This window comes from Streptomyces sp. NPDC001717 (assembly GCF_042892775.1).
In the GTDB taxonomy this organism is placed as follows: Bacteria; Actinomycetota; Actinomycetes; order Streptomycetales; family Streptomycetaceae; genus Streptomyces.
Genome location: NZ_JBIAUK010000001.1, coordinates 236,780 through 254,163 on the forward strand (window position 1 = coordinate 236,780; position 17,384 = coordinate 254,163).

The 17,384-nt window shown below is 70.6% G+C and carries 14 protein-coding genes; 8 read left to right on the forward strand and 6 right to left on the reverse strand.

Going from position 1 to position 17,384, the window contains the following annotated elements; all coding sequences use genetic code 11:
• The first annotated feature begins 4 nt into the window (after nucleotides 1-4).
• From nuoL to nuoN, 3 genes are read left to right on the forward strand one after another with little or no spacing between them, the layout of a single operon-like run.
• A complete protein-coding gene (nuoL, locus tag ACFYZL_RS01240) occupies nucleotides 5-1,900 on the forward strand; it encodes an NADH-quinone oxidoreductase subunit L (protein WP_388675090.1) in 1,896 nt (631 codons plus the stop codon).
• Nucleotide 1,901: 1 nt separating this feature from the next.
• Nucleotides 1,902-3,473, forward strand: coding sequence for an NADH-quinone oxidoreductase subunit M (locus tag ACFYZL_RS01245; RefSeq protein ID WP_384745641.1), 1,572 nt, complete (start codon nucleotides 1,902-1,904; stop codon nucleotides 3,471-3,473).
• A gap of 5 nt (nucleotides 3,474-3,478) precedes the next feature.
• Nucleotides 3,479-5,125 (forward strand): NADH-quinone oxidoreductase subunit NuoN, encoded by a 1,647-nt coding sequence (nuoN, locus tag ACFYZL_RS01250; RefSeq protein WP_384745654.1) that lies wholly within the window; start codon nucleotides 3,479-3,481, stop codon nucleotides 5,123-5,125.
• A gap of 56 nt (nucleotides 5,126-5,181) precedes the next feature.
• On the opposite strand, the gene ACFYZL_RS01255 is transcribed toward nuoN, so the two are convergent.
• The 3 genes from ACFYZL_RS01255 to fahA all read right to left on the reverse strand — a co-directional run bounded on the left by ACFYZL_RS01255 (nucleotide 5,182) and on the right by fahA (nucleotide 7,786).
• Entirely contained in the window at nucleotides 5,182-5,790 is a 609-nt protein-coding gene (locus ACFYZL_RS01255; protein ID WP_384745642.1) for a Uma2 family endonuclease, read from the reverse strand.
• A gap of 74 nt (nucleotides 5,791-5,864) precedes the next feature.
• Complete coding sequence (locus ACFYZL_RS01260; protein WP_388675094.1) at nucleotides 5,865-6,443, reverse strand: hypothetical protein; 579 nt, start codon at nucleotides 6,441-6,443, stop codon at nucleotides 5,865-5,867.
• 119 nt (nucleotides 6,444-6,562) lie between these two features.
• Nucleotides 6,563-7,786, reverse strand: coding sequence for a fumarylacetoacetase (gene fahA, locus ACFYZL_RS01265; protein WP_388675097.1), 1,224 nt, complete (start codon nucleotides 7,784-7,786; stop codon nucleotides 6,563-6,565).
• Nucleotides 7,787-7,927: 141 nt separating this feature from the next.
• Here fahA and ACFYZL_RS01270 point away from each other — a divergent pair, with 141 nt between their 5' ends.
• Nucleotides 7,928-8,746: an HAD family hydrolase gene (locus ACFYZL_RS01270; protein WP_384745648.1), complete on the forward strand. Its 819-nt coding sequence runs from the start codon at nucleotides 7,928-7,930 to the stop codon at nucleotides 8,744-8,746.
• A gap of 155 nt (nucleotides 8,747-8,901) precedes the next feature.
• Here the strand turns inward: ACFYZL_RS01270 and ACFYZL_RS01275 are convergent, their stop codons facing one another.
• Both ACFYZL_RS01275 and ACFYZL_RS01280 read right to left on the reverse strand, forming a co-directional pair.
• Complete coding sequence (locus tag ACFYZL_RS01275) at nucleotides 8,902-10,935, reverse strand: CocE/NonD family hydrolase (RefSeq protein WP_388675100.1); 2,034 nt, start codon at nucleotides 10,933-10,935, stop codon at nucleotides 8,902-8,904.
• Between the two features lie 12 nt (nucleotides 10,936-10,947).
• On the reverse strand, nucleotides 10,948-12,444 hold the full coding sequence (locus ACFYZL_RS01280; RefSeq protein WP_388675843.1) for a peptide MFS transporter: 1,497 nt from the start codon (nucleotides 12,442-12,444) through the stop codon (nucleotides 10,948-10,950).
• Nucleotides 12,445-12,654: 210 nt separating this feature from the next.
• On the opposite strand from ACFYZL_RS01280, the gene ACFYZL_RS01285 reads away from it, so the two are divergent.
• The 4 genes from ACFYZL_RS01285 (at nucleotide 12,655) to ACFYZL_RS01300 (ending at nucleotide 15,856) form a co-directional block, all read left to right on the forward strand.
• On the forward strand, nucleotides 12,655-13,665 hold the full coding sequence (locus ACFYZL_RS01285) for a polyprenyl synthetase family protein (RefSeq protein WP_384755647.1): 1,011 nt from the start codon (nucleotides 12,655-12,657) through the stop codon (nucleotides 13,663-13,665).
• Nucleotides 13,666-13,887: 222 nt separating this feature from the next.
• Nucleotides 13,888-15,135, forward strand: a complete 1,248-nt coding sequence (locus ACFYZL_RS01290) for an outer membrane lipoprotein carrier protein LolA (RefSeq protein ID WP_388675104.1) — start codon at nucleotides 13,888-13,890, stop codon at nucleotides 15,133-15,135.
• 104 nt (nucleotides 15,136-15,239) lie between these two features.
• Nucleotides 15,240-15,443 carry a hypothetical protein gene (locus ACFYZL_RS01295; protein ID WP_384755642.1) on the forward strand — a complete coding sequence of 68 codons (204 nt, stop codon included), beginning with the start codon at nucleotides 15,240-15,242 and terminating at the stop codon, nucleotides 15,441-15,443.
• Complete coding sequence (locus ACFYZL_RS01300) at nucleotides 15,440-15,856, forward strand: hypothetical protein (RefSeq protein WP_365176175.1); 417 nt, start codon at nucleotides 15,440-15,442, stop codon at nucleotides 15,854-15,856. The genes ACFYZL_RS01295 and ACFYZL_RS01300 overlap by 4 nt, the downstream gene beginning before the upstream one ends.
• A 97-nt stretch (nucleotides 15,857-15,953) precedes the next feature.
• On the opposite strand, the gene ACFYZL_RS01305 is transcribed toward ACFYZL_RS01300, so the two are convergent.
• A complete protein-coding gene (locus ACFYZL_RS01305) occupies nucleotides 15,954-17,270 on the reverse strand; it encodes a M28 family metallopeptidase (RefSeq protein ID WP_384755638.1) in 1,317 nt (438 codons plus the stop codon).
• Nucleotides 17,271-17,384: the final 114 nt, after the last annotated feature.

A 17,384-nucleotide genomic window follows, 5' to 3' on the forward strand; every position in this document is an offset into this window, starting at 1 on the left:
CACAGTGGAGAATCTGATTGCGCTGCTGGTGGCAGTGCCCCTGCTCGGAGCGGCGGTGCTGCTGTGCGGCGGTCGACGCCTCGACAGGTCCGGCCACTGGATCGGCACCTTCCTCGCGGCCGTCTCCTTCGGGATCGGCGCCGCCTTGTTCGCGGACATGCTCGGGCGCGCGGCCGACGACCGGACCCTGACCCAGAAGCTGTGGACCTGGATCCCGGTGGAGGGCTTCCAGGCGGACATCGCCTTCCAGCTCGACCAGTTGTCGATGACGTTCGTCCTGCTGATCTCCGGGGTGGGCACGCTCATCCACGTGTACTCGATCGGGTACATGGAGCACGACGAGCGCCGCCGCCGCTTCTTCGGCTACCTCAACCTCTTCGTCGCGGCGATGCTGCTCCTCGTCATCGCCGACAACTACCTGCTGCTGTACTTCGGCTGGGAGGGCGTGGGCCTCGCCTCGTACCTCCTGATCGGTTTCTGGCAGCACAAGCCCAGCGCGGCCACCGCCGCGAAGAAGGCCTTCCTGGTCAACCGCGTCGGCGACATGGGCCTGTCGATCGCGATCATGCTGATGTTCACCACGTTCGGGACCTTCGCCTTCGAGCCGGTGTTCGGCGCGGTCGGCGAGACCTCCGAGGGCAGGCTGACGGCGATCGGCCTGATGCTGCTGCTGGCCGCCTGCGGCAAGTCGGCCCAGGTGCCGCTGCAGTCCTGGCTCGGCGACGCGATGGAGGGCCCGACCCCGGTCTCGGCCCTGATCCACGCGGCGACGATGGTGACCGCCGGCGTGTACCTGATCGTCCGGTCGGGCGCGATCTTCAACGGGGCGCCCGACGCGCAGCTCGTGGTCACCGTCGTGGGCGCGGTCACGCTCCTCTTCGGTGCGATCGTCGGTTGCGCGAAGGACGACATCAAGAAGGCCCTGGCCGGTTCGACGATGTCGCAGATCGGATACATGATCCTCGCGGCGGGCCTCGGCCCGATCGGCTACGTCTTCGCGATCATGCACCTGGTCACGCACGGCTTCTTCAAGGCGGGCCTCTTCCTCGGCGCCGGTTCCGTGATGCACGGGATGAACGACGAGGTCGACATGCGCAAGTACGGGGGCCTGCGGAAGTACATGCCGGTCACCTTCGTCACCTTCGGCCTCGGCTACCTCGCGATCATCGGCTTCCCCGGCCTGTCCGGTTTCTTCTCCAAGGACATGATCATCGAGGCGGCCTTCGCCAAGGGCGGCACGCAGGGCTGGATCCTCGGCGGGGTCACCCTGCTGGGCGCCGGCATCACCGCCTTCTACATGACCCGCGTCATGCTCCTCACCTTCTTCGGCGAGAAGCGCTGGCAGCCGGACGCGGAGGGCCACGCGCCGCACCCGCACGAGTCCCCGAAGTCCATGACCGTCCCGATGGTCATCCTGGCGTTCGGATCGGTCTTCGCCGGCGCCTACTTCGAGATCGGCGAGCACTTCCTGAAGTGGCTGGAGCCCGTCACCGGTTACTCGCACGGCGACTCCCCGGTCAGCGCCATGACGGTGACCGCGGCCACCATGGTGATGCTCCTGGTCGGTGTCGGCATCGCCTGGGCGATGTACGGCAAGCGGCCCGTCCCGGTGGTCGCCCCGCGCGGCTCGCTCCTCACCCGGGCGGCCCGCAGGGACCTCTACCAGGACGACTTCAACCACGTCGTGCTCGTGCGCGGCGGGGAGCACCTGACCCGCTCGCTCGTGTACGTGGACCACAGCCTCGTCGACGGGGTGGTCAACGGGACGGCCGCCTCGGTCGGCGGGCTGTCGGGCCGGCTGCGCAGGCTCCAGAACGGCTACGTCCGCAGCTACGCGGTCTCGATGTTCGGGGGCACGGCGATCCTCATCGCCGCGACCCTGCTGATGAGGGCGGTGTGAGATGTCCTTTCCCCTGCTGACGGTGACGGCCGCGGTGCCCGCGGTCGGCGCGGTCCTGACGGCGGCCGTCCCGGCCGCCCGCAGGACCGCCGCCAAGTGGCTCGCGCTGCTCTTCTCGCTGGCGACCCTGGCCCTGGCCGTGCTCGTCGCGGTCCGCTTCGAGCCCGGTGGCGACCGCTACCAGCTCACCGAGTCCCACGCCTGGATCCCCGACTTCGGGGTCAGCTACGAACTGGGCGTGGACGGCATCGGGGTGGCGCTCATCGCGCTCACCGCGCTGCTGATCCCCTTCGTGATCGCGGCCGGCTGGCACGACGCCGACCCGCTGGAGACGAACTCTTCGCGCTGGCGGCCGACCCAGGGCTTCTTCGCCCTGATCCTGCTGGTCGAGGCGATGGTGATCATCTCCTTCGAGGCCACCGACGTCTTCCTCTTCTACGTCTTCTTCGAAGCCATGCTCATCCCGATGTACTTCCTCATCGGCGGTTTCGGGGACCGCGCTCACACGGGCACCGACGAGAACGCGGCCGCGCAGCGCTCCTACGCGGCGGTCAAGTTCCTCCTCTACAACCTGGTCGGCGGCTTGATCATGCTGGCCGCGGTCATCGGGCTGTACGTGGTCGCCGGGAACTTCTCGCTCCAGGAGATCACCGCCGCCCGCGCCGCGGGCACGCTCGACATGGCCACCAACACCGAGCGGCTGCTGTTCCTCGGCTTCTTCTTCGCCTTCGCGGTGAAGGCCCCGCTGTGGCCGCTGCACACCTGGCTGCCGAACGCGATGGGCGAGTCCACCGCACCGGTCGCCGTGCTGATCACCGCGGTCGTCGACAAGGTCGGCACCTTCGCGATGCTCCGCTTCTGCCTGGGGCTCTTCCCCGACGCCAGCAAGTGGGCCACGCCCGTGATCCTCGTACTGGCCCTGATCAGCATCGTCTACGGCGCGCTGGTCGCGGTCGGGCAGCGGGACATCAAGCGACTGGTGGCCTACGCCTCGATCTCGCACTTCGGCTTCATCATCCTGGGCATCTTCGCGATGACCTCCCAGGGCCAGTCCGGTGCGACGCTCTACATGGTCAACCACGGGATCTCGACGGCCGCGCTGATGCTGGTGGCCGGCTTCCTGATCTCACGGCGCGGCTCGCGGCTCATCGCCGACTACGGCGGCGTCCAGAAGGTGGCCCCGGTCCTCGCGGGCACCTTCCTGATCGGCGGCCTCGCCACCCTCTCGCTGCCGGGACTCGCGCCCTTCGTCAGCGAGTTCCTGGTCCTGGTCGGAACGTTCACCCGGTACCCGGTCGTCGGCATCATCGCGACCATCGGCATCGTCCTGGCCGCGCTCTACACCCTGGTGCTCTACCAGCGCACGATGACCGGCCCCGTGAAGGAGGAGGTCCGCACCATGCCGGACCTGCGCCTGCGGGAGGTGCTGGTGGTGGCCCCGCTGATCGTGCTGCTGATCGGTCTGGGCGTCTACCCGAAGGTGCTCACCGACATCGTCAACCCGGCGGTGCAGTACACCATGTCCGACGTGAAGCAGACGGACCCTGCTCCTGAAGTGGAGGCGGCGAAGTGAGCACGATGACTGCTGCCCACAGCCTGTGGACACTGGCGGCCTCGACACCGGCCGACCGGATCCCGGCACCGAAGATCGAGTACGCCCAGCTCTCACCCACCCTGATCGTGGTGGGCGCGGCGGTCCTCGGAGTCCTCGTAGAGGCGTTCGTACCGCGCAAGTCCCGCTACTACGTGCAGGTGTTCATCGCCGTCGCCGCCCTGGCCTCGGCCTTCGCGGCGGTCGTCGGCCTCGCGGCGGGCGGGTACGGCTCCACCAAGGCGCACATCGCCGCGATGGGCGCGATCGCCGTGGACGGCCCGGCGCTGTTCCTCCAGGGCACCATCCTGCTGGCCTCGATCGTCGCGGTCTTCACCTTCGCCGAGCGGCGCCTGGACCCGGCCGCGCACGGCAACCGGGTGGACTCCTTCGCCGCGCAGGCCGCGTCCGTACCGGGCAGCGACAGCGAGAAGGCCGCGGTCAAGGCGGGCTTCACCACCACCGAGGTGTTCCCGCTCGCCCTGTTCGCGATCTCCGGGATGCTGATCTTCCCTGCGGCCGACGACCTGCTGACGCTGTTCATCGCGCTGGAGGTCTTCTCCCTCCCGCTCTACCTGCTCTGCGCCGTCGCCCGCCGCCAGCGGCTGATGTCGCAGGAGGCCGCGGTGAAGTACTTCCTGCTCGGCGCCTTCTCCTCCGCCTTCTTCCTCTTCGGCATCGCGCTGGTCTACGGGTACGCGGGCTCGGTCTCGTACGCGGTGATCGCCGACGTGGTCGACGGCACGGTCTCCCGGGTCGACCCGGCGCTCGCCACGACCATGGGCAACGACGCACTGCTGCTGATCGGCGGGGCGCTGCTGCTGATGGGCCTGCTCTTCAAGGTCGGCGCGGTCCCCTTCCACATGTGGACCCCGGACGTCTACCAGGGCGCCCCGACCCCGGTCACCGGCTTCATGGCCGCGGCGACGAAGGTGGCCGCCTTCGGCGCGCTCCTGCGCCTGCTCTACGTCGTCCTCCCGGGCCTGCGCTGGGACTGGCGGCCGGTGATGTGGGCGGTGGCCATCGTCACGATGCTGGCGGGTGCGGTGATCGCCGTGACCCAGACCGACGTCAAGCGCCTCCTCGCGTACTCCTCGATCGCGCACGCGGGCTTCATCCTGGCCGGTGTGATCGCGACCTCGGAGGACGGCGTCAAGTCCGTCCTCTTCTACCTGGGCGCGTACTCCTTCGTGACGATCGGCGCCTTCGCCGTGGTCACGCTGGTCCGCGACGCGGGCGGCGAGGCGACGCACCTGTCGAAGTGGGCCGGTCTGGGCCGTCGTTCGCCGCTGACGGCGGCGGTGTTCGCGGTCTTCCTGCTGGCCTTCGCCGGCATCCCGCTGACCTCGGGCTTCTCCGGCAAGTTCGCCGTCTTCTCGGCGGCGGCGGAGGGCGGCGCGGGAGCGCTGGTCGTGGTCGGTGTCATCTCGTCCGCCATCGCCGCGTTCTTCTACATCCGGGTGATCGTCCTGATGTTCTTCAGCGAACCGAAGGCCGACGGCCCGACCGTGGCCGTCCCCTCGCCGCTGACGATGACCACCATCGCGGTGGGCGTCGCCGTCACCCTGATCCTGGGCCTGGCGCCGCAGTACTTCCTGGATCTGGCGGGGCAGGCGAGCACGTTCGTCCGCTGACCCGGTCCACGCGTGCGTGAGGGCCCGGCTCCCCTTGGGGGGCCGGGCCCTTCGGGTTACTCGGGGTGCTTGCGCTGAGGCGTGATGGCAGTGAGGTCCAGGTCGATGGGGAAAGGTACGGCCACCTTCAGCCGGTCGTGGTAGATGCCCGCGGTTCCGTAGCTTCCCGTCGACGGGTCCAATTCGTAGACGTAGACCACGGCACGACCGTCCTTGTTCTCCACCCGCCAGAAGTGGGGAATGCCCGCACCCGCGTACTTGACCGGCTTTACGCCGCGGTCACGGCCGAAGGACTCGGGGGAGACGACTTCAATGGCCAGGCTGACGGACTCCGCCGGCAGCCGGGTCTGGTTCAGGTCACCGACCGCACTCTCGTCCACGACGATGACATCGGGTTCGGGACGGTTGTGCCGGTCGATGTCGATCGTGAATTCGCGGAAGACCTCCAAGCCTGGCGGCTGCTGATCCATCAGCTGCCAGGTGAAGAAATTGACCGCGCGCATGTGGAAACGAGTCTGCGGACTCACGAAGACGAGGCTCCCGTCGATCAGCTCCGTGTGCGGAGGCAGGTCCGGAAGCCGGTCAAGGTCGTCGCCGGTCCAGCCGCCCGCCGGCGGAACGGGCCAGCGGTACGTCGGCTCGGAGTCCTCGGGATCGACGCTCATCGGTAGTGCTCCCATGCGGCGGAGTCTCGCGACTCCGTCCAGCGTATCGCCGGGGAACCCGGAGAAAGCCGCCCTTACGAGTGAGTCATATGCCCCGAGCACTTGAGAGCGGGGTTCCAGTTGTGGAAGCGGCCCGCCGGGTTGTTCTCGTACGCCCACAGGTGCAGGTCGAAGTGCTTCGGCATGCCCGCCCAGTGGCCGGGCATCGGCCCGTCGAAGGGCAGCCCGAACATGCTCGGGCGGTCGTCGGCGGTCGTCAGGTCCTGGTCCCGGTCGCTGGACATCCACTCCACGGCCTGCAGCTTGCGCCGGCCGTTGCGGTCCTTCTCCGTGCTGTAGAGCAGCGCCGTCGGCTTGCTCGGGTCCTTCGAACCCCAGTAGGCCTCCTTCACGTAGTGGTAGCCCATGGCGCCGACCCCGAACGGGTTCGTCATGCACGGCATGCCGTGCGGCACGTACCCGTCGGCCAGTGCCTGCCGCTCGTCCACGTACTTGGCCGTCACCCGGATCGCCGTGGCCATGTCCCGCATGGCCTGCACGTTGCGGGGGTCGGGGGCGGGCCCGTCGACGGCGTGGGCCGAGGGGACCACGGCCAGCGCGAGGGACGCCGCGGCGGCGCAGGTGAGGACGGTCTTCAAACGCAGTGCGGGCATGGCGGCTCCTCGCGGTGGGGACGGACGGACCGGGCCGCCCGGCCCGTCCCGTCCGTCCACCATCCGACTCCGTCCCGCCCCGCGCACGCGGGCTGCGCCCGCCTGGCGTACTGGGTGTGCTAACGAGCCGCCACGATGCGGCCGGTGACCTCGCCCAGGCCGATGCGCACACCGTCGGCGCCCGGGGCCCAGGCCGTCAGGGTGACGGTGTCGCCGTCCTCCAGGAAGGTGCGCTTGCCGTCGGTGAGCTCGATGGCGTCACGGCCGTTCCACGTCAGCTCCAGCAGCGAACCGCGCTGGCCCACCTCGGGGCCGCTGACGGTGCCGGAGCCGTACACGTCGCCGGTGCGCAGGGAGGCGCCGTTGACGGTCATGTGCGCGAGCTGCTGCGCGGCCGTCCAGTACATGGAGGCGAACGGCGGCTGCGCCACCTCCTGCCCGTTGATGGAGACGGTGATGCGCAGGTCGAAGCCGCCGGGGCGCTCGGCGTCCGCGTCGTCGAGGTAGGGCAGGAGCGGGAAGTCCCGGGCCGGCGGGGCCACGCGCGCCGGGTCCAGGGCCTCCAGCGGGGTCACCCACGCGGAGACGGAGGTCGCGAAGGACTTGCCGAGGAAGGGGCCGAGCGGCACGTACTCCCAGGCCTGGATGTCGCGCGCCGACCAGTCGTTGAGCAGGAACAGTCCGAAGACGTGGTCCTCGAAATCGCCCAGGGCCACCGGCGAGCCCAGTGCGGACGGGGTGCCGACGACGAAGCCGACCTCGGCCTCGATGTCGAGCTTGACCGACGGGCCGAAGACGGGCGCCGGGTCGGTGGGCGCCTTGCGCTGCCCGGAGGGGCGTACGACGTCCGTCCCCGACACCACGATCGTGCCCGACCGGCCGTGGTAACCGATGGGCAGGTGCTTCCAGTTGGGGGTCAGCGCGTCCCCGTCGGGGCGGAAGATCCGGCCCACGTTGGTGGCGTGGTGCTCGCTCGCGTAGAAGTCGACGTAGTCGGCGACCTCGTACGGCAGGTGCAGCGTGACCTCGTCGAGCGGCAGCAGGTGCGGTTCCACCGTGGGCCGGTGGCCGGGGTCGGTGACCCACGCGGTCAGCGCGCGGCGCACGTCGCGCCAGGCGGTGCGCCCGGCGGCCAGCAGCGGGTTGAGCGAGGCCTGCCCGAGCAGCCCGGCGTACGGAGAACCGAGCGCGGCGGCGGCCGCTCCCGCGTCGAGCACGTACCCGCCGATCCGCACGCCGATCCGGCGGCGGTCCTCACCGGCCGTCGAGAAGACGCCGTAGGGGAGGTTGTGCGGCCCGAACGGGTCGCCCTCGGCAAGATCGAGGGGGCTCTGCTGGGGCATGGGGTGCTGCCTCGCTTTCGACGCGGTCCGAGGGTGTCCCGGAAGCCGGTTGACACGTTACGTGGCTGGAGGGGCCTGCGGGAGGCCGGATTCGGGCGATATTCGTAGTACTTGTCCGTGGGGGTCCGTATCCTTGGCCGGGTGACTTCCGCCCCTCCTCAGGCCCTTCCCTATGCCTTGATCGCCACTGACCTGGACGGGACTCTGCTGCGCGCCGGGGACACCGTCTCCGCCCGCTCGTACGAGGCGCTCGCCACGGCCCGCGCGGCCGGCGCCCAGCACGTCATCGTCACCGGACGCCCCGTCCCGCAGGTCCGGCACGTCCTGGACGACCTTGGCTACACGGGGCTCGCGGTGTGCGGGCAGGGCGCGCAGGTGTACGACGCGGCGCGCGGGAACCTGCTGCACTCCGTCTCCATGGACCGGGACCTCGCCGAGGTGGCCCTCGGCAAGATCGAGGCGGAGATCGGCGAGGTGTACGCGGCCGTCAACCAGGAGGGCTTGGACGCCGAGATGCTGATAGGGCCGGGCTACCGCATGTGGCACCCGCACCTGCCGACGGTCCGGGTGGCACGGCGCGCCGACCTGTGGGCCTCGCCGATCAACAAGGTGCTGCTCCAGCACCCGGAGCTGGACGACGACGAACTGACGCGGGTGGCGCGGGCGGTGGTCGGGGACCTGGTGAACGTCACGATGGCGGGGGAGCACACGGTGGAACTCCAGCCGCCGGGCATCGACAAGGCGAGCGGCCTGGCGAAGGCGGCGGCGGTCCTGGGGGTGCCGGGGGAGTCGACGATCGCGTTCGGGGACATGCCGAACGACATCCCGATGTTCGCGTGGTCCGCGTGGGGCGTGGCCATGGCCGACTCCCACCGCGAGCTGATCTCGGTGGCGGACGAGGTGACGCTGTCCAACGAGGACGACGGCATCGCGGTGGTCCTGGAGCGCTTGTTCGCCTGACGGCCGTCCGCCGGGGCTCCGCCCCGCACCCCGCTCCTCGAACGCCGGAGGGGCTGAAATCACCCGCGCCGGACGGGCCGGGGCAAATCCAGCCCCGCCGGCGTTTGAGGCGCGGGGGTCCGGGGGCGGAGCCCCAGGGGCGCCCGCCAGGGCGGCTAGCCCGCGCTGCGCGGCAACCGGCGTTCCCACGTGCGGTGGAAGACCACCTCGTCCCCCTCCCGGCACACCACCTCGTTCGAGGTGACGAAGCCGCCCTCGTCACACGAGATCTCCGACCGGGTCTCCACGCGCACGTCCCACCCCAGCTCCGGCCGGTGCAGCCGAATCCGCCACTCGGAGCGCGTCCGCGCCGAGAGCGGGTCCCCGTCGGCGATCTCGTACTCCTCCACGGCGTCCTCGCCGTACTCCAGGCCGTCCGGGTACACCCGCGTGCCCCCGTACCGCGGATCGACCTCCAGCCGCCACACCCCCCGGGCCACGTCCCGTACGACCAGCCGTTCCGGCCGCGGTTCGTCGAGGGTCGCCGGGTAGGACACGCCCAGCGGCTCGGACTGTTCCGGAGCCTCGAAGACGATCCCCGCGTCGGCGGAGGACGCCGTGCGGACCGGGAGGGTCAGCACGCTGCCCGCCGGGTCCAGGGTCCAGCCCGCCTCCGAGCCCGCCCGCGGCCAGATCCACGGCCAGTACGCGGACGACAGCGCGAGCCGGATGCGGTGGCCCGGCGGGAAGGAGTGCCCGATGCCGTTCAGCTCGAAGGTGACGTCCTCGTACGAGCCGACGGGCCACGGCACCGCCCGGTCCCGGCCCTGCCTGGCCGAGAGGTTCAGCGCGCCCCGCGTGACCAGCGTCGAGGCGCCGTCGGGGGCGACGTCGCACAGCCGCGCCACGACCTGCCCGTACGGCACGTCCAGGCGCAGCCGCAGCGTCACCGACGGCCGCCCGAGGATCTCCACCGCCTCCGCGTCGGGCCCGCCGCCCACCGGGAACTCGAAGCACGCGGACTTGGCGTCCTCCTCCCGCTGGTCCGGCGGCAGGTCCGCGTCGTTGCCGAACGGGAAGAACCGGCCCGCGTCCAGCCCGGTGTGCTGCGGGGACGCGACCACGACCGGCGCGCCCTGGAGCCCGTACGGCACGGGCACGACGGAGGCGGAGGGCCAGCTCCGGTCGCCGACCCAGCGGCCCGGGAGCTCCTCGTACACCGTGGCCGGCGGGTGCGAGTCGCTGATCCAGGAACGCAGCAGCGGCTCGCCCATCACGTCGTCACCCGTGCCGGAGCCACTGTCGGAACCGGGCTTGAGCCAGTGGTCCCACCAGCGCAGGGTCTCCTGGAGGAAGCCGATCGCCGGGCCCGGCGGAAGCCCCCGGTCCGGGTACTGGTGCGACCAGGGCCCGATCAGGCCGCGCACGCGCGAGGACGGCAGGTGGGAGACCAGCCGCAGCACGGTGTCCCGGTACGGGTCGTGCCAGCCGCCCACCGCGAGGACCGCCGCGCGGATCGCCGAGTAGTCCTCGCAGACGCTGCCGTGGCGCCAGTACGCGTCGCGGGTCTGGTGCGAGAGCCAGGTGTGGATCAGGGGTTCGACCGATTCCAGCCGCTCCAGCCACTGCCGGCGCCAGCCGTCGCCGACGTACCGGGGGTCCGGTGGGCGGGAGGCGAAGGCCAGCATGGTGGCCGCCCACGCGTGCATGTCGACGGCGAGCACCGAGCCGCCCATGTAGTGCACGTCGTTGTCGAAGCGGTCGTCGGTCGAGCAGACGGTGACGACCGCCTTCAGCGGTGCGGGGGCCAGGGCCGCGATCTGGAGGGAGTTGAAGCCGCCCCAGGAGATCCCGAACATGCCCACCGAGCCCGTGCACCAGGGCTGCGCCGCCAGCCACTCCACCACCAGGACCCCGTCGGCGAGTTCGCGGGCGTCGTACTCGTCACCCGGACGGCCCCCGCTGCACCCGTGGCCGCGCACGTCCACCCGTACGGAGGCGTAGCCGTGGCCCGCGTACCAGGGGTGGCGCTGCCAGTCGCGGGGCGAGGTCCAGTCGGTGAGCCGGTACGGGAGGTACTCCAGCAGGGCCGGGACCGGCTCGTCCGTGACCGGGCGCCAGATCCGCGCGTACAGCTCGACGCCGTCGGGCAGTGGGATCCGGACATCCTCGTGGGTGGTCTCGTACGGGAACTCGGTGCGGATGATCATGCGGCAACCACCTCAGTGGACGGGGTGCATCGTGCGCCGCAGCCACGGCGCGAGGGCGATGACGGCCAGGCCGACGGCGACCGCGACGGCGCCGTTGACGCCGAAGTACACGGGGTCGGAGACCGTGCCGTAGACCTTGACGACCTGCGCCTGGATGCCGTTGGCCAGCGCCAGCGAGAGGAACCACAGGGCCATGGTCTGGTTGCCGTAGGCCTTCGGGGCGAGCTTCGTGGTGGCCGACATGCCCGAGGTCTCCAGCAGGACGTCGCCGAGGCCGAGCAGCAGGTACGAGCCGACGATCCACCAAGCGGCCATCTTGTAGGCCTCCCCGCCGTGCCCCGAGGTCGGGATCACCATCAGCAGGAAGGACAGGCCGCCGAGGATCACCCCGATGGCGATCTTGTTCGAGGCGTGCGGCTGGCGGCTGCCCATCCGGGCCCACAGCGCGGCGACGACCGGCGCGAGCAGCACCTCGAAGGCGCCGAGCGCGGAGGCGTACCAGCTCGCCGGGAAGTCGAAGCCCAGGATCGTGGTCCGGGCGTTGGTCGACGCCAGCAGCATCATCGTCGAGTAGGCCTGGAAGAGGATGAAGTTGAAGGCGACCGAGGCCAGGAAGAGGACCGCGTACGGGCGCAGGCGCCCGCGCTCCTCGGCCGTCACCCGGGGGCTGCGGAACATGACCGCGAAGTAGACGGCCGGGGCGATCACCGAGACGAGGGTGAGCAGGTCGACGAAGCGGTCCATCGTCAGCCATCCGGCGAGCGCCAGGAGGGTGGCGAGCACGGCGAAGCCGAGGCAGCCGGCGATGATCTTCGTCACGGCGGAGCGCATCGCGTCGGGGGGCAGCGCGTACTCGGCGGAGTGCTTGCGTCCGGCGAGGTGGCGGCGGCCCAGCACGTACTGGACCAGGCCCGCGGTCATGCCGACGGCGGCGGCGGAGAAGCCCCAGTGCCAGCCCTCGTTCTCGCCGAGCCAGCCGGTGATCAGGGGTCCGGCGAAGGCGCCGATGTTGATGGCCATGTAGTAGAGCGCGAAGCCGGCGTCGCGGCGCTCGTCGGCCGTCCGGTACAGCTTGCCGACCATGCCGGCCACGTTCGGCTTGAGCAGGCCGGTGCCCGCGCTGATCAGGCCGAGGCCCACCCAGGTCATGGCGGCGGTCGGCACGGCCATCGCGTAGTGGCCGCAGGCGATCAGGACGCCGCCCCACAGCACGGCGCGGTAGGAACCGAGGATCCGGTCGGCGAGCCAACCGCCGGCGACGGAGACGAGGTAGACCATGGTCCCGTAGGCCGCCGAGACGGAGGCCGCGGTGCCCGGGTCCATGCCCAGGCCGCCGTCGGCCACGGTGTCCGCGAAGTAGAGGACGAGGATGGCCTGCATGCCCAGGAACGAGAAGCGCTCCCAGACCTCCAGTCCGGAGAGCGTGGCGAGCCCCCGGGGGTGGCCGAGGAAGGCGCGGTCGTCGCCGGGCGGCGGCTGGTCGGCCGCCGGATCCGCGGGCCCGTCCATATCGGTCGTGGTTCTGGACAAAACGCATTCTCCGGTTGATTCGGCTCCTCACGAACATACCGGTGTGGTTCGGGCGGTGCGCGGGTGACGCCGGACGGGCCCTCTCCGTGATCGAAAACAGACCCGATACGCTGGGTTGAGTGATGGCAGCGACACGGCGACGATCCGGGTGGTCGTCAGCGTGATCGTCAGCAGACAGGAGTACCCCTCGTGACCGTCGTCGGGCCGTTCGGACTGAGCGTGCGGGACCAGGCTCTTGAGACCGATGTCCAGGCCGGACTGGCCGCCGTCGAGGCGGGTCTGCTGGAGGCCACCAAGAGCGAAGTCCCCTTCATCACCGAAGCCGCGCAGCACCTCGTGCGCGCCGGAGGCAAGCGCTTCCGGCCGCTGCTCGTGATGCTCGCGTCCCGGTTCGGCGATCCGTACGCGCCCGGGATCGTGCCCTCCGCGGTCGTGGTCGAACTCACGCACCTCGCCACGCTGTACCACGACGACGTCATGGACGAGGCGGACGTGCGCCGCGGCGTGGACAGCGCGAACACCCGCTGGGGCAACTCGGTGGCCGTCCTGACGGGTGACTTCCTGTTCGCCCGCGCCTCGCACATCCTGGCCGACCTCGGCCCCGAGGCCGTACGCATCCAGGCGGAGGCCTTCGAGCGGCTGGTGACGGGCCAGATCCTGGAGACGGCCGGCCCGCGCGACGGCCGCGACCCGGTCGCGCACTACCTCGACGTCATCGCCGGCAAGACCGGCTCGCTCATCGCCGTCTCCGGCCGCTTCGGCGCGCTGATGTCCGGCGCCGACGAGTCCGTCGTCGACATCCTCACCCAGTACGGCGAACGGCTCGGCACCGCCTTCCAGCTCGCCGACGACGTCCTCGACATCGCCTCCGACGCGCACGAGTCGGGCAAGACGCCGGGCACCGACCTGCGCGAGGGCATCCCCACCCTGCCCGTGCTGCGGCTGCGGGAGATGGCGGCCAAGGGCGGCGACCCGGACGACCTGGAACTCGTCGCCCTCCTGGACGGCGACCTCACGGACGACGCCCGCCACGCCGAGGTGCTGACCCGACTGCGGGCGCACCCCGCCCTGGAGCAGGCCCGCCGCGACACCATCCGGTACGCGGAGGACGCGCGGGCCATGCTCGCGCCGCTGCCCGAGAACTTCGCGAAGTCGGCCCTGGAGGAGCTCTGCGACGCGGTGGTGCACCGCGCCGGCTAGCCCCGACGAGCACCGGAACGGGCCCTTCCGCCCCATCGACCCCTACGGGTCGGGGTGGAGGGGCCCTTCTCGTGTCATCCCACGGTCGTACGCGCAGTTGCGTCCGGGGAGTGACGCCCCGGCGCCGCCGTTTTGGTCAGATGGAGTCATCAACCCCACCAGATCGGGTGAGCGCGGCGACACGGGGGTCGCCGCCTTGGACACAGAGGGCAGGGCACTGACATGGCAGCGAACACGAACACTTCTCGCAAGATCGCCCGGTACGCCGTACCGGTGGCGGTGGCGGGTGTGGCCGCGGCGACCGTGGCGATGGTCCCGGCCTTCGCCAACGCCGGGAGCCCCGATCTGCCGAAGGTGACGGCGCAGCAGCTGATCGAGAAGATCGCCGCCTCCGACGTGGAGCAGCTGTCCGGCACCGCCAAGATCAGCACCGACCTGGGTCTGCCGAAGCTCGCGACGGGCCTGCTCGCCGGGGCCGGCGGCGCCGGAGTCACCGGCGGCTCCGCCAACCCGGAGGACAAGGTCGCGCAGTTGGCCAACGGCACGCACACCTTCCGCGTCGCGGCCGACGGACCGGACCGCCAGAAGCTGACCTTCCTCGACGGCAAGGACGAGTACAGCCTCATCCACAACGGCGACGACGTGTGGGGCTACGACTCCAAGTCCAACGAGGTCTTCCACGAGAAGAACCCCGAGTCCGGGAAGGGCGCGGAGCACAAGAAGGGCGAGGGGCTCCCCGCCTCTCCGCAGCAGCTGGCCCAGGACGTACTGAAGGCCGCCGGCCCGACCACCGACGTCAGCGTGGGCGACACCGTGCAGGTGGCCGGCCGGGACGCCTACCAGCTGGTGCTCAAGCCCAAGCAGGCCGGCTCCACGATCGGCTCGGTCCAGATCGCCGTCGACGCGAAGAACGGCGTGCCGCTGCGCGTACAGCTGCTCTCCGGTCAGGGCGGCAAGCCGATCGTCGACGCGGGCTTCACCAAGGTGGACTTCGCCAAGCCGTCCGCCGACACCTTCGCCTTCACCGCGCCGAAGGGCGCCAAGGTGACCGAGGGCGCGGCCGGTGCCGGCCACGGCGAGAAGGGCAAGGCCGGGTCGGACGAGCACTGGAAGGGCGCCCTGGACTCCTTCCCGGGCCTGGGCGGCCTGATGGACGGTGCCGCGCCCGGCCCGGACGGCAAGGGCGGCAAGAACGGCGACGTGAAGGTCCTCGGCGAGGGCTGGACGACGATCGCGCGCATCGACTCGGGCGCCGGCAAGGGCCTCAAGGAGCTGGAGAACGACAAGAACGCGCCCAAGCAGGCCCAGGAGTTCATGAACTCCCTCGGCGACAAGGTCAGCGGCAAGTTCGGCGAGGGCCGCGTCCTGTCGACGCGTGTCGTCAACGCCCTGATCACGGACGACGGCAAGGTCTACGTCGGCGCGGTCACCAAGGACGCGCTGGTGAAGGCTGCCGACGCCAACAAGTAACCGTATGGAGCGGGGATGTTCGAAGGGTGGGCCGGGACTGTGTCCCGGCCCACCCTTCCGTCGTGACGGTGCCGCGTACAGCGGCCCCGCTGTACCGTGGTGGGATGTCGAGACACGTGACCATCCGCCTGGACGAAGAGTTCCACGATCGTCTGAAGGCGCGTGCGGCGGCGCTGGGGACCACGGTCACCGCGCTGATCACCGAGGTCACCGAACGCGAACTCGACGATGACCGGAAGAAGTTCCTCTCCGGCATCGAGGAGTTCGCAGACCACTGGGGCTACTTCCAGGAGCGGTTCGGCAATTGAAGATCACCATGGAGTGGGCCTGGACCGCTCTGGCCCACCACCTGCCCTCCGACCCCGCGGTATGGGACCCCTCCGGGGTGGCCGCCGCCGTCGCCCGCCACCAGAACGACCTCGTGCTGGTGCCGGAACAGCCCGCCCCGGACACCGCGTGGCGGGCCGCCGCGTTTCTGCACACCCTCGCCGTGTGCCCGGCGCTGGAATCCCCGATGAACGAGTTCTACGCGGCCGCCGCGACCCGCTCGTACCTGCGCGTCGCCGGGGCCAAACAGCTGCCCTCGCCGGAGGAACTCGGCGACCTGGTGGAGGCGGCGAAGCTGGGCCGCGCCGATGTCGCGGCCGTGGCGCGGGAGCTGCGCGCCCGCATGGAGGAACCGCTGTCGGCCTCGCTGCGGGCGGCCGCGGAGGACGCGTGATCACGTACGCATGATCGCGTACGCGTGACCGCGCACGCGCGAGGCCCCGGCGCGATCCGAGGGGATCGCGCCGGGGCCGGTCGTCTGCGGGCGCGGGCTAGAAGGTGATCTTCCAGCTGTTGATGTAGCCGACGTCCTGCCCGGCCAGGTCCTTGGCCTGGAGCTTCCAGACCCCGTTCGCGACCTCGCTCGAGGCGTTGACGGTGTACGACTTGACCAGGTTGTCGGCGCTGCCGCCGCTGCGGTTGTGCAGGTTGTAGACCGTGCCGTCCGGGGCGACCAGGTCGACCACCAGGTCACCGATGTAGGTGTGGACGATGTTCACGTCGACCTTGGTGGTGGCCGGGGCGTTGCCCGTGACGCCGGAGACCGTGATCGGCGAGGTCACCGCGGCCCCGGGGGAGTCCGGGATGGACACGTCCGTCGTGTTCTCGAAGGACGGGCCCGGCGGGACCGGAGTGGCCGCCCCGAGGTTCCAGATCGCGTAGGCGATGGCGTCGGAGTTGCGGTCCAGGGCGGTGTCGTTGATGTTCGTCAGCGAGTCGCACGAGGAGTGGTAGCAGCGGTCGAAGGCCTGACCGGAGGTCCCGCCCCACTTCTGCGCCTGCGCCGCCGTCTTGGTGTAGTCGGCGCCGGAGAACAGGCCGCCGACCGGTATGCCCGCGCTCTTGAAGGGCGCGTGGTCGGAACGGCCGTCGCCCTCGGTCTCGATCTCGGTCGGGATGCCGAGGCCCGCGTAGTAGTTCTTGAAGGTCTGCTCGATGGTCGGGTCGTCGTCGTAGACGAAGTAGCCCGGGTTCGGCGAGCCGATCATGTCGAAGTTCAGGTAGCCGGAGATCTTCGCCTTCTCGGCGGCCGGCAGGTTGTTCACGTAGTACTTCGAGCCGACCAGGCCCAGCTCCTCCGCGCCCCACCAGCCGAAGCGCAGGTGCTTCGTGGGCTGGAGCTGCGCCCGGGACACGGCGAGCGCGGCCTCCAGCACGGCGGCCGAGCCGGAGCCGTTGTCGTTGATCCCGGCGCCGGCCGTCACCGAGTCCAGGTGCGACCCGGACATCAGGACCGAGTTCGGGTCGCCGCCCGGCCAGTCGGCGATCAGGTTGTAGCCGGTCGCGCCGCTGGACGTGAAGGTCTGCAGCGTGGTGGTGAAACCGGCCGCGTCGAGCTTGCCCTTCACGTAGTCGATCGACGCCTTGTAACCGGTCCGGCCGTGGGCCCGGTTCCCGCCGTTGTTGGCGGCGATGGTCGAGAGCTGCGAGAGGTGGGCCTTGACGTTGGCCAGCGGGATGTCGGGTGGAGTGGGGGCGGCGGACACCGCGGTGGGGGCGGCGAGCGCGGCGGGGGCGGTGGCGGCGAACAGGCCCGCGACCGCGACTGCGGTCACGGCGGCAAGGCGCCGGGAGACGGACAGGCTCATGTGGGGGCTCCGGTATTCCGCGGGGATGAAACGGAACGAGCGGTATCGAGCGGGTGAGCGTTAGTGCGTCAGTGCGAGCCTGATGTTCAGCGAGAGTATGACTGTCAGTCAAGA

What these genes read in the sequence shown, in the direction of transcription:
- ACFYZL_RS01275 (WP_388675100.1), bottom strand. Translation starts at nt 10,935, where the DNA reads ATGATCATCCGCACCGAGTTCCCGTACGAGACCACCCACGAGGATGTC.
- ACFYZL_RS01260 (WP_388675094.1), bottom strand. Translation starts at nt 6,443, where the DNA reads ATGCCCGCACTGCGTTTGAAGACCGTCCTCACCTGCGCCGCCGCGGCG.
- ACFYZL_RS01295 (WP_384755642.1), top strand. Translation starts at nt 15,240, where the DNA reads ATGTCGAGACACGTGACCATCCGCCTGGACGAAGAGTTCCACGATCGT.
- ACFYZL_RS01245 (WP_384745641.1), top strand. Translation starts at nt 1,902, where the DNA reads ATGTCCTTTCCCCTGCTGACGGTGACGGCCGCGGTGCCCGCGGTCGGC.
- fahA (WP_388675097.1), bottom strand. Translation starts at nt 7,786, where the DNA reads ATGCCCCAGCAGAGCCCCCTCGATCTTGCCGAGGGCGACCCGTTCGGG.
- ACFYZL_RS01305 (WP_384755638.1), bottom strand. Translation starts at nt 17,270, where the DNA reads ATGAGCCTGTCCGTCTCCCGGCGCCTTGCCGCCGTGACCGCAGTCGCG.
- nuoN (WP_384745654.1), top strand. Translation starts at nt 3,479, where the DNA reads ATGACTGCTGCCCACAGCCTGTGGACACTGGCGGCCTCGACACCGGCC.
- ACFYZL_RS01255 (WP_384745642.1), bottom strand. Translation starts at nt 5,790, where the DNA reads ATGAGCGTCGATCCCGAGGACTCCGAGCCGACGTACCGCTGGCCCGTT.
- ACFYZL_RS01280 (WP_388675843.1), bottom strand. Translation starts at nt 12,444, where the DNA reads ATGGACGGGCCCGCGGATCCGGCGGCCGACCAGCCGCCGCCCGGCGAC.
- ACFYZL_RS01290 (WP_388675104.1), top strand. Translation starts at nt 13,888, where the DNA reads ATGGCAGCGAACACGAACACTTCTCGCAAGATCGCCCGGTACGCCGTA.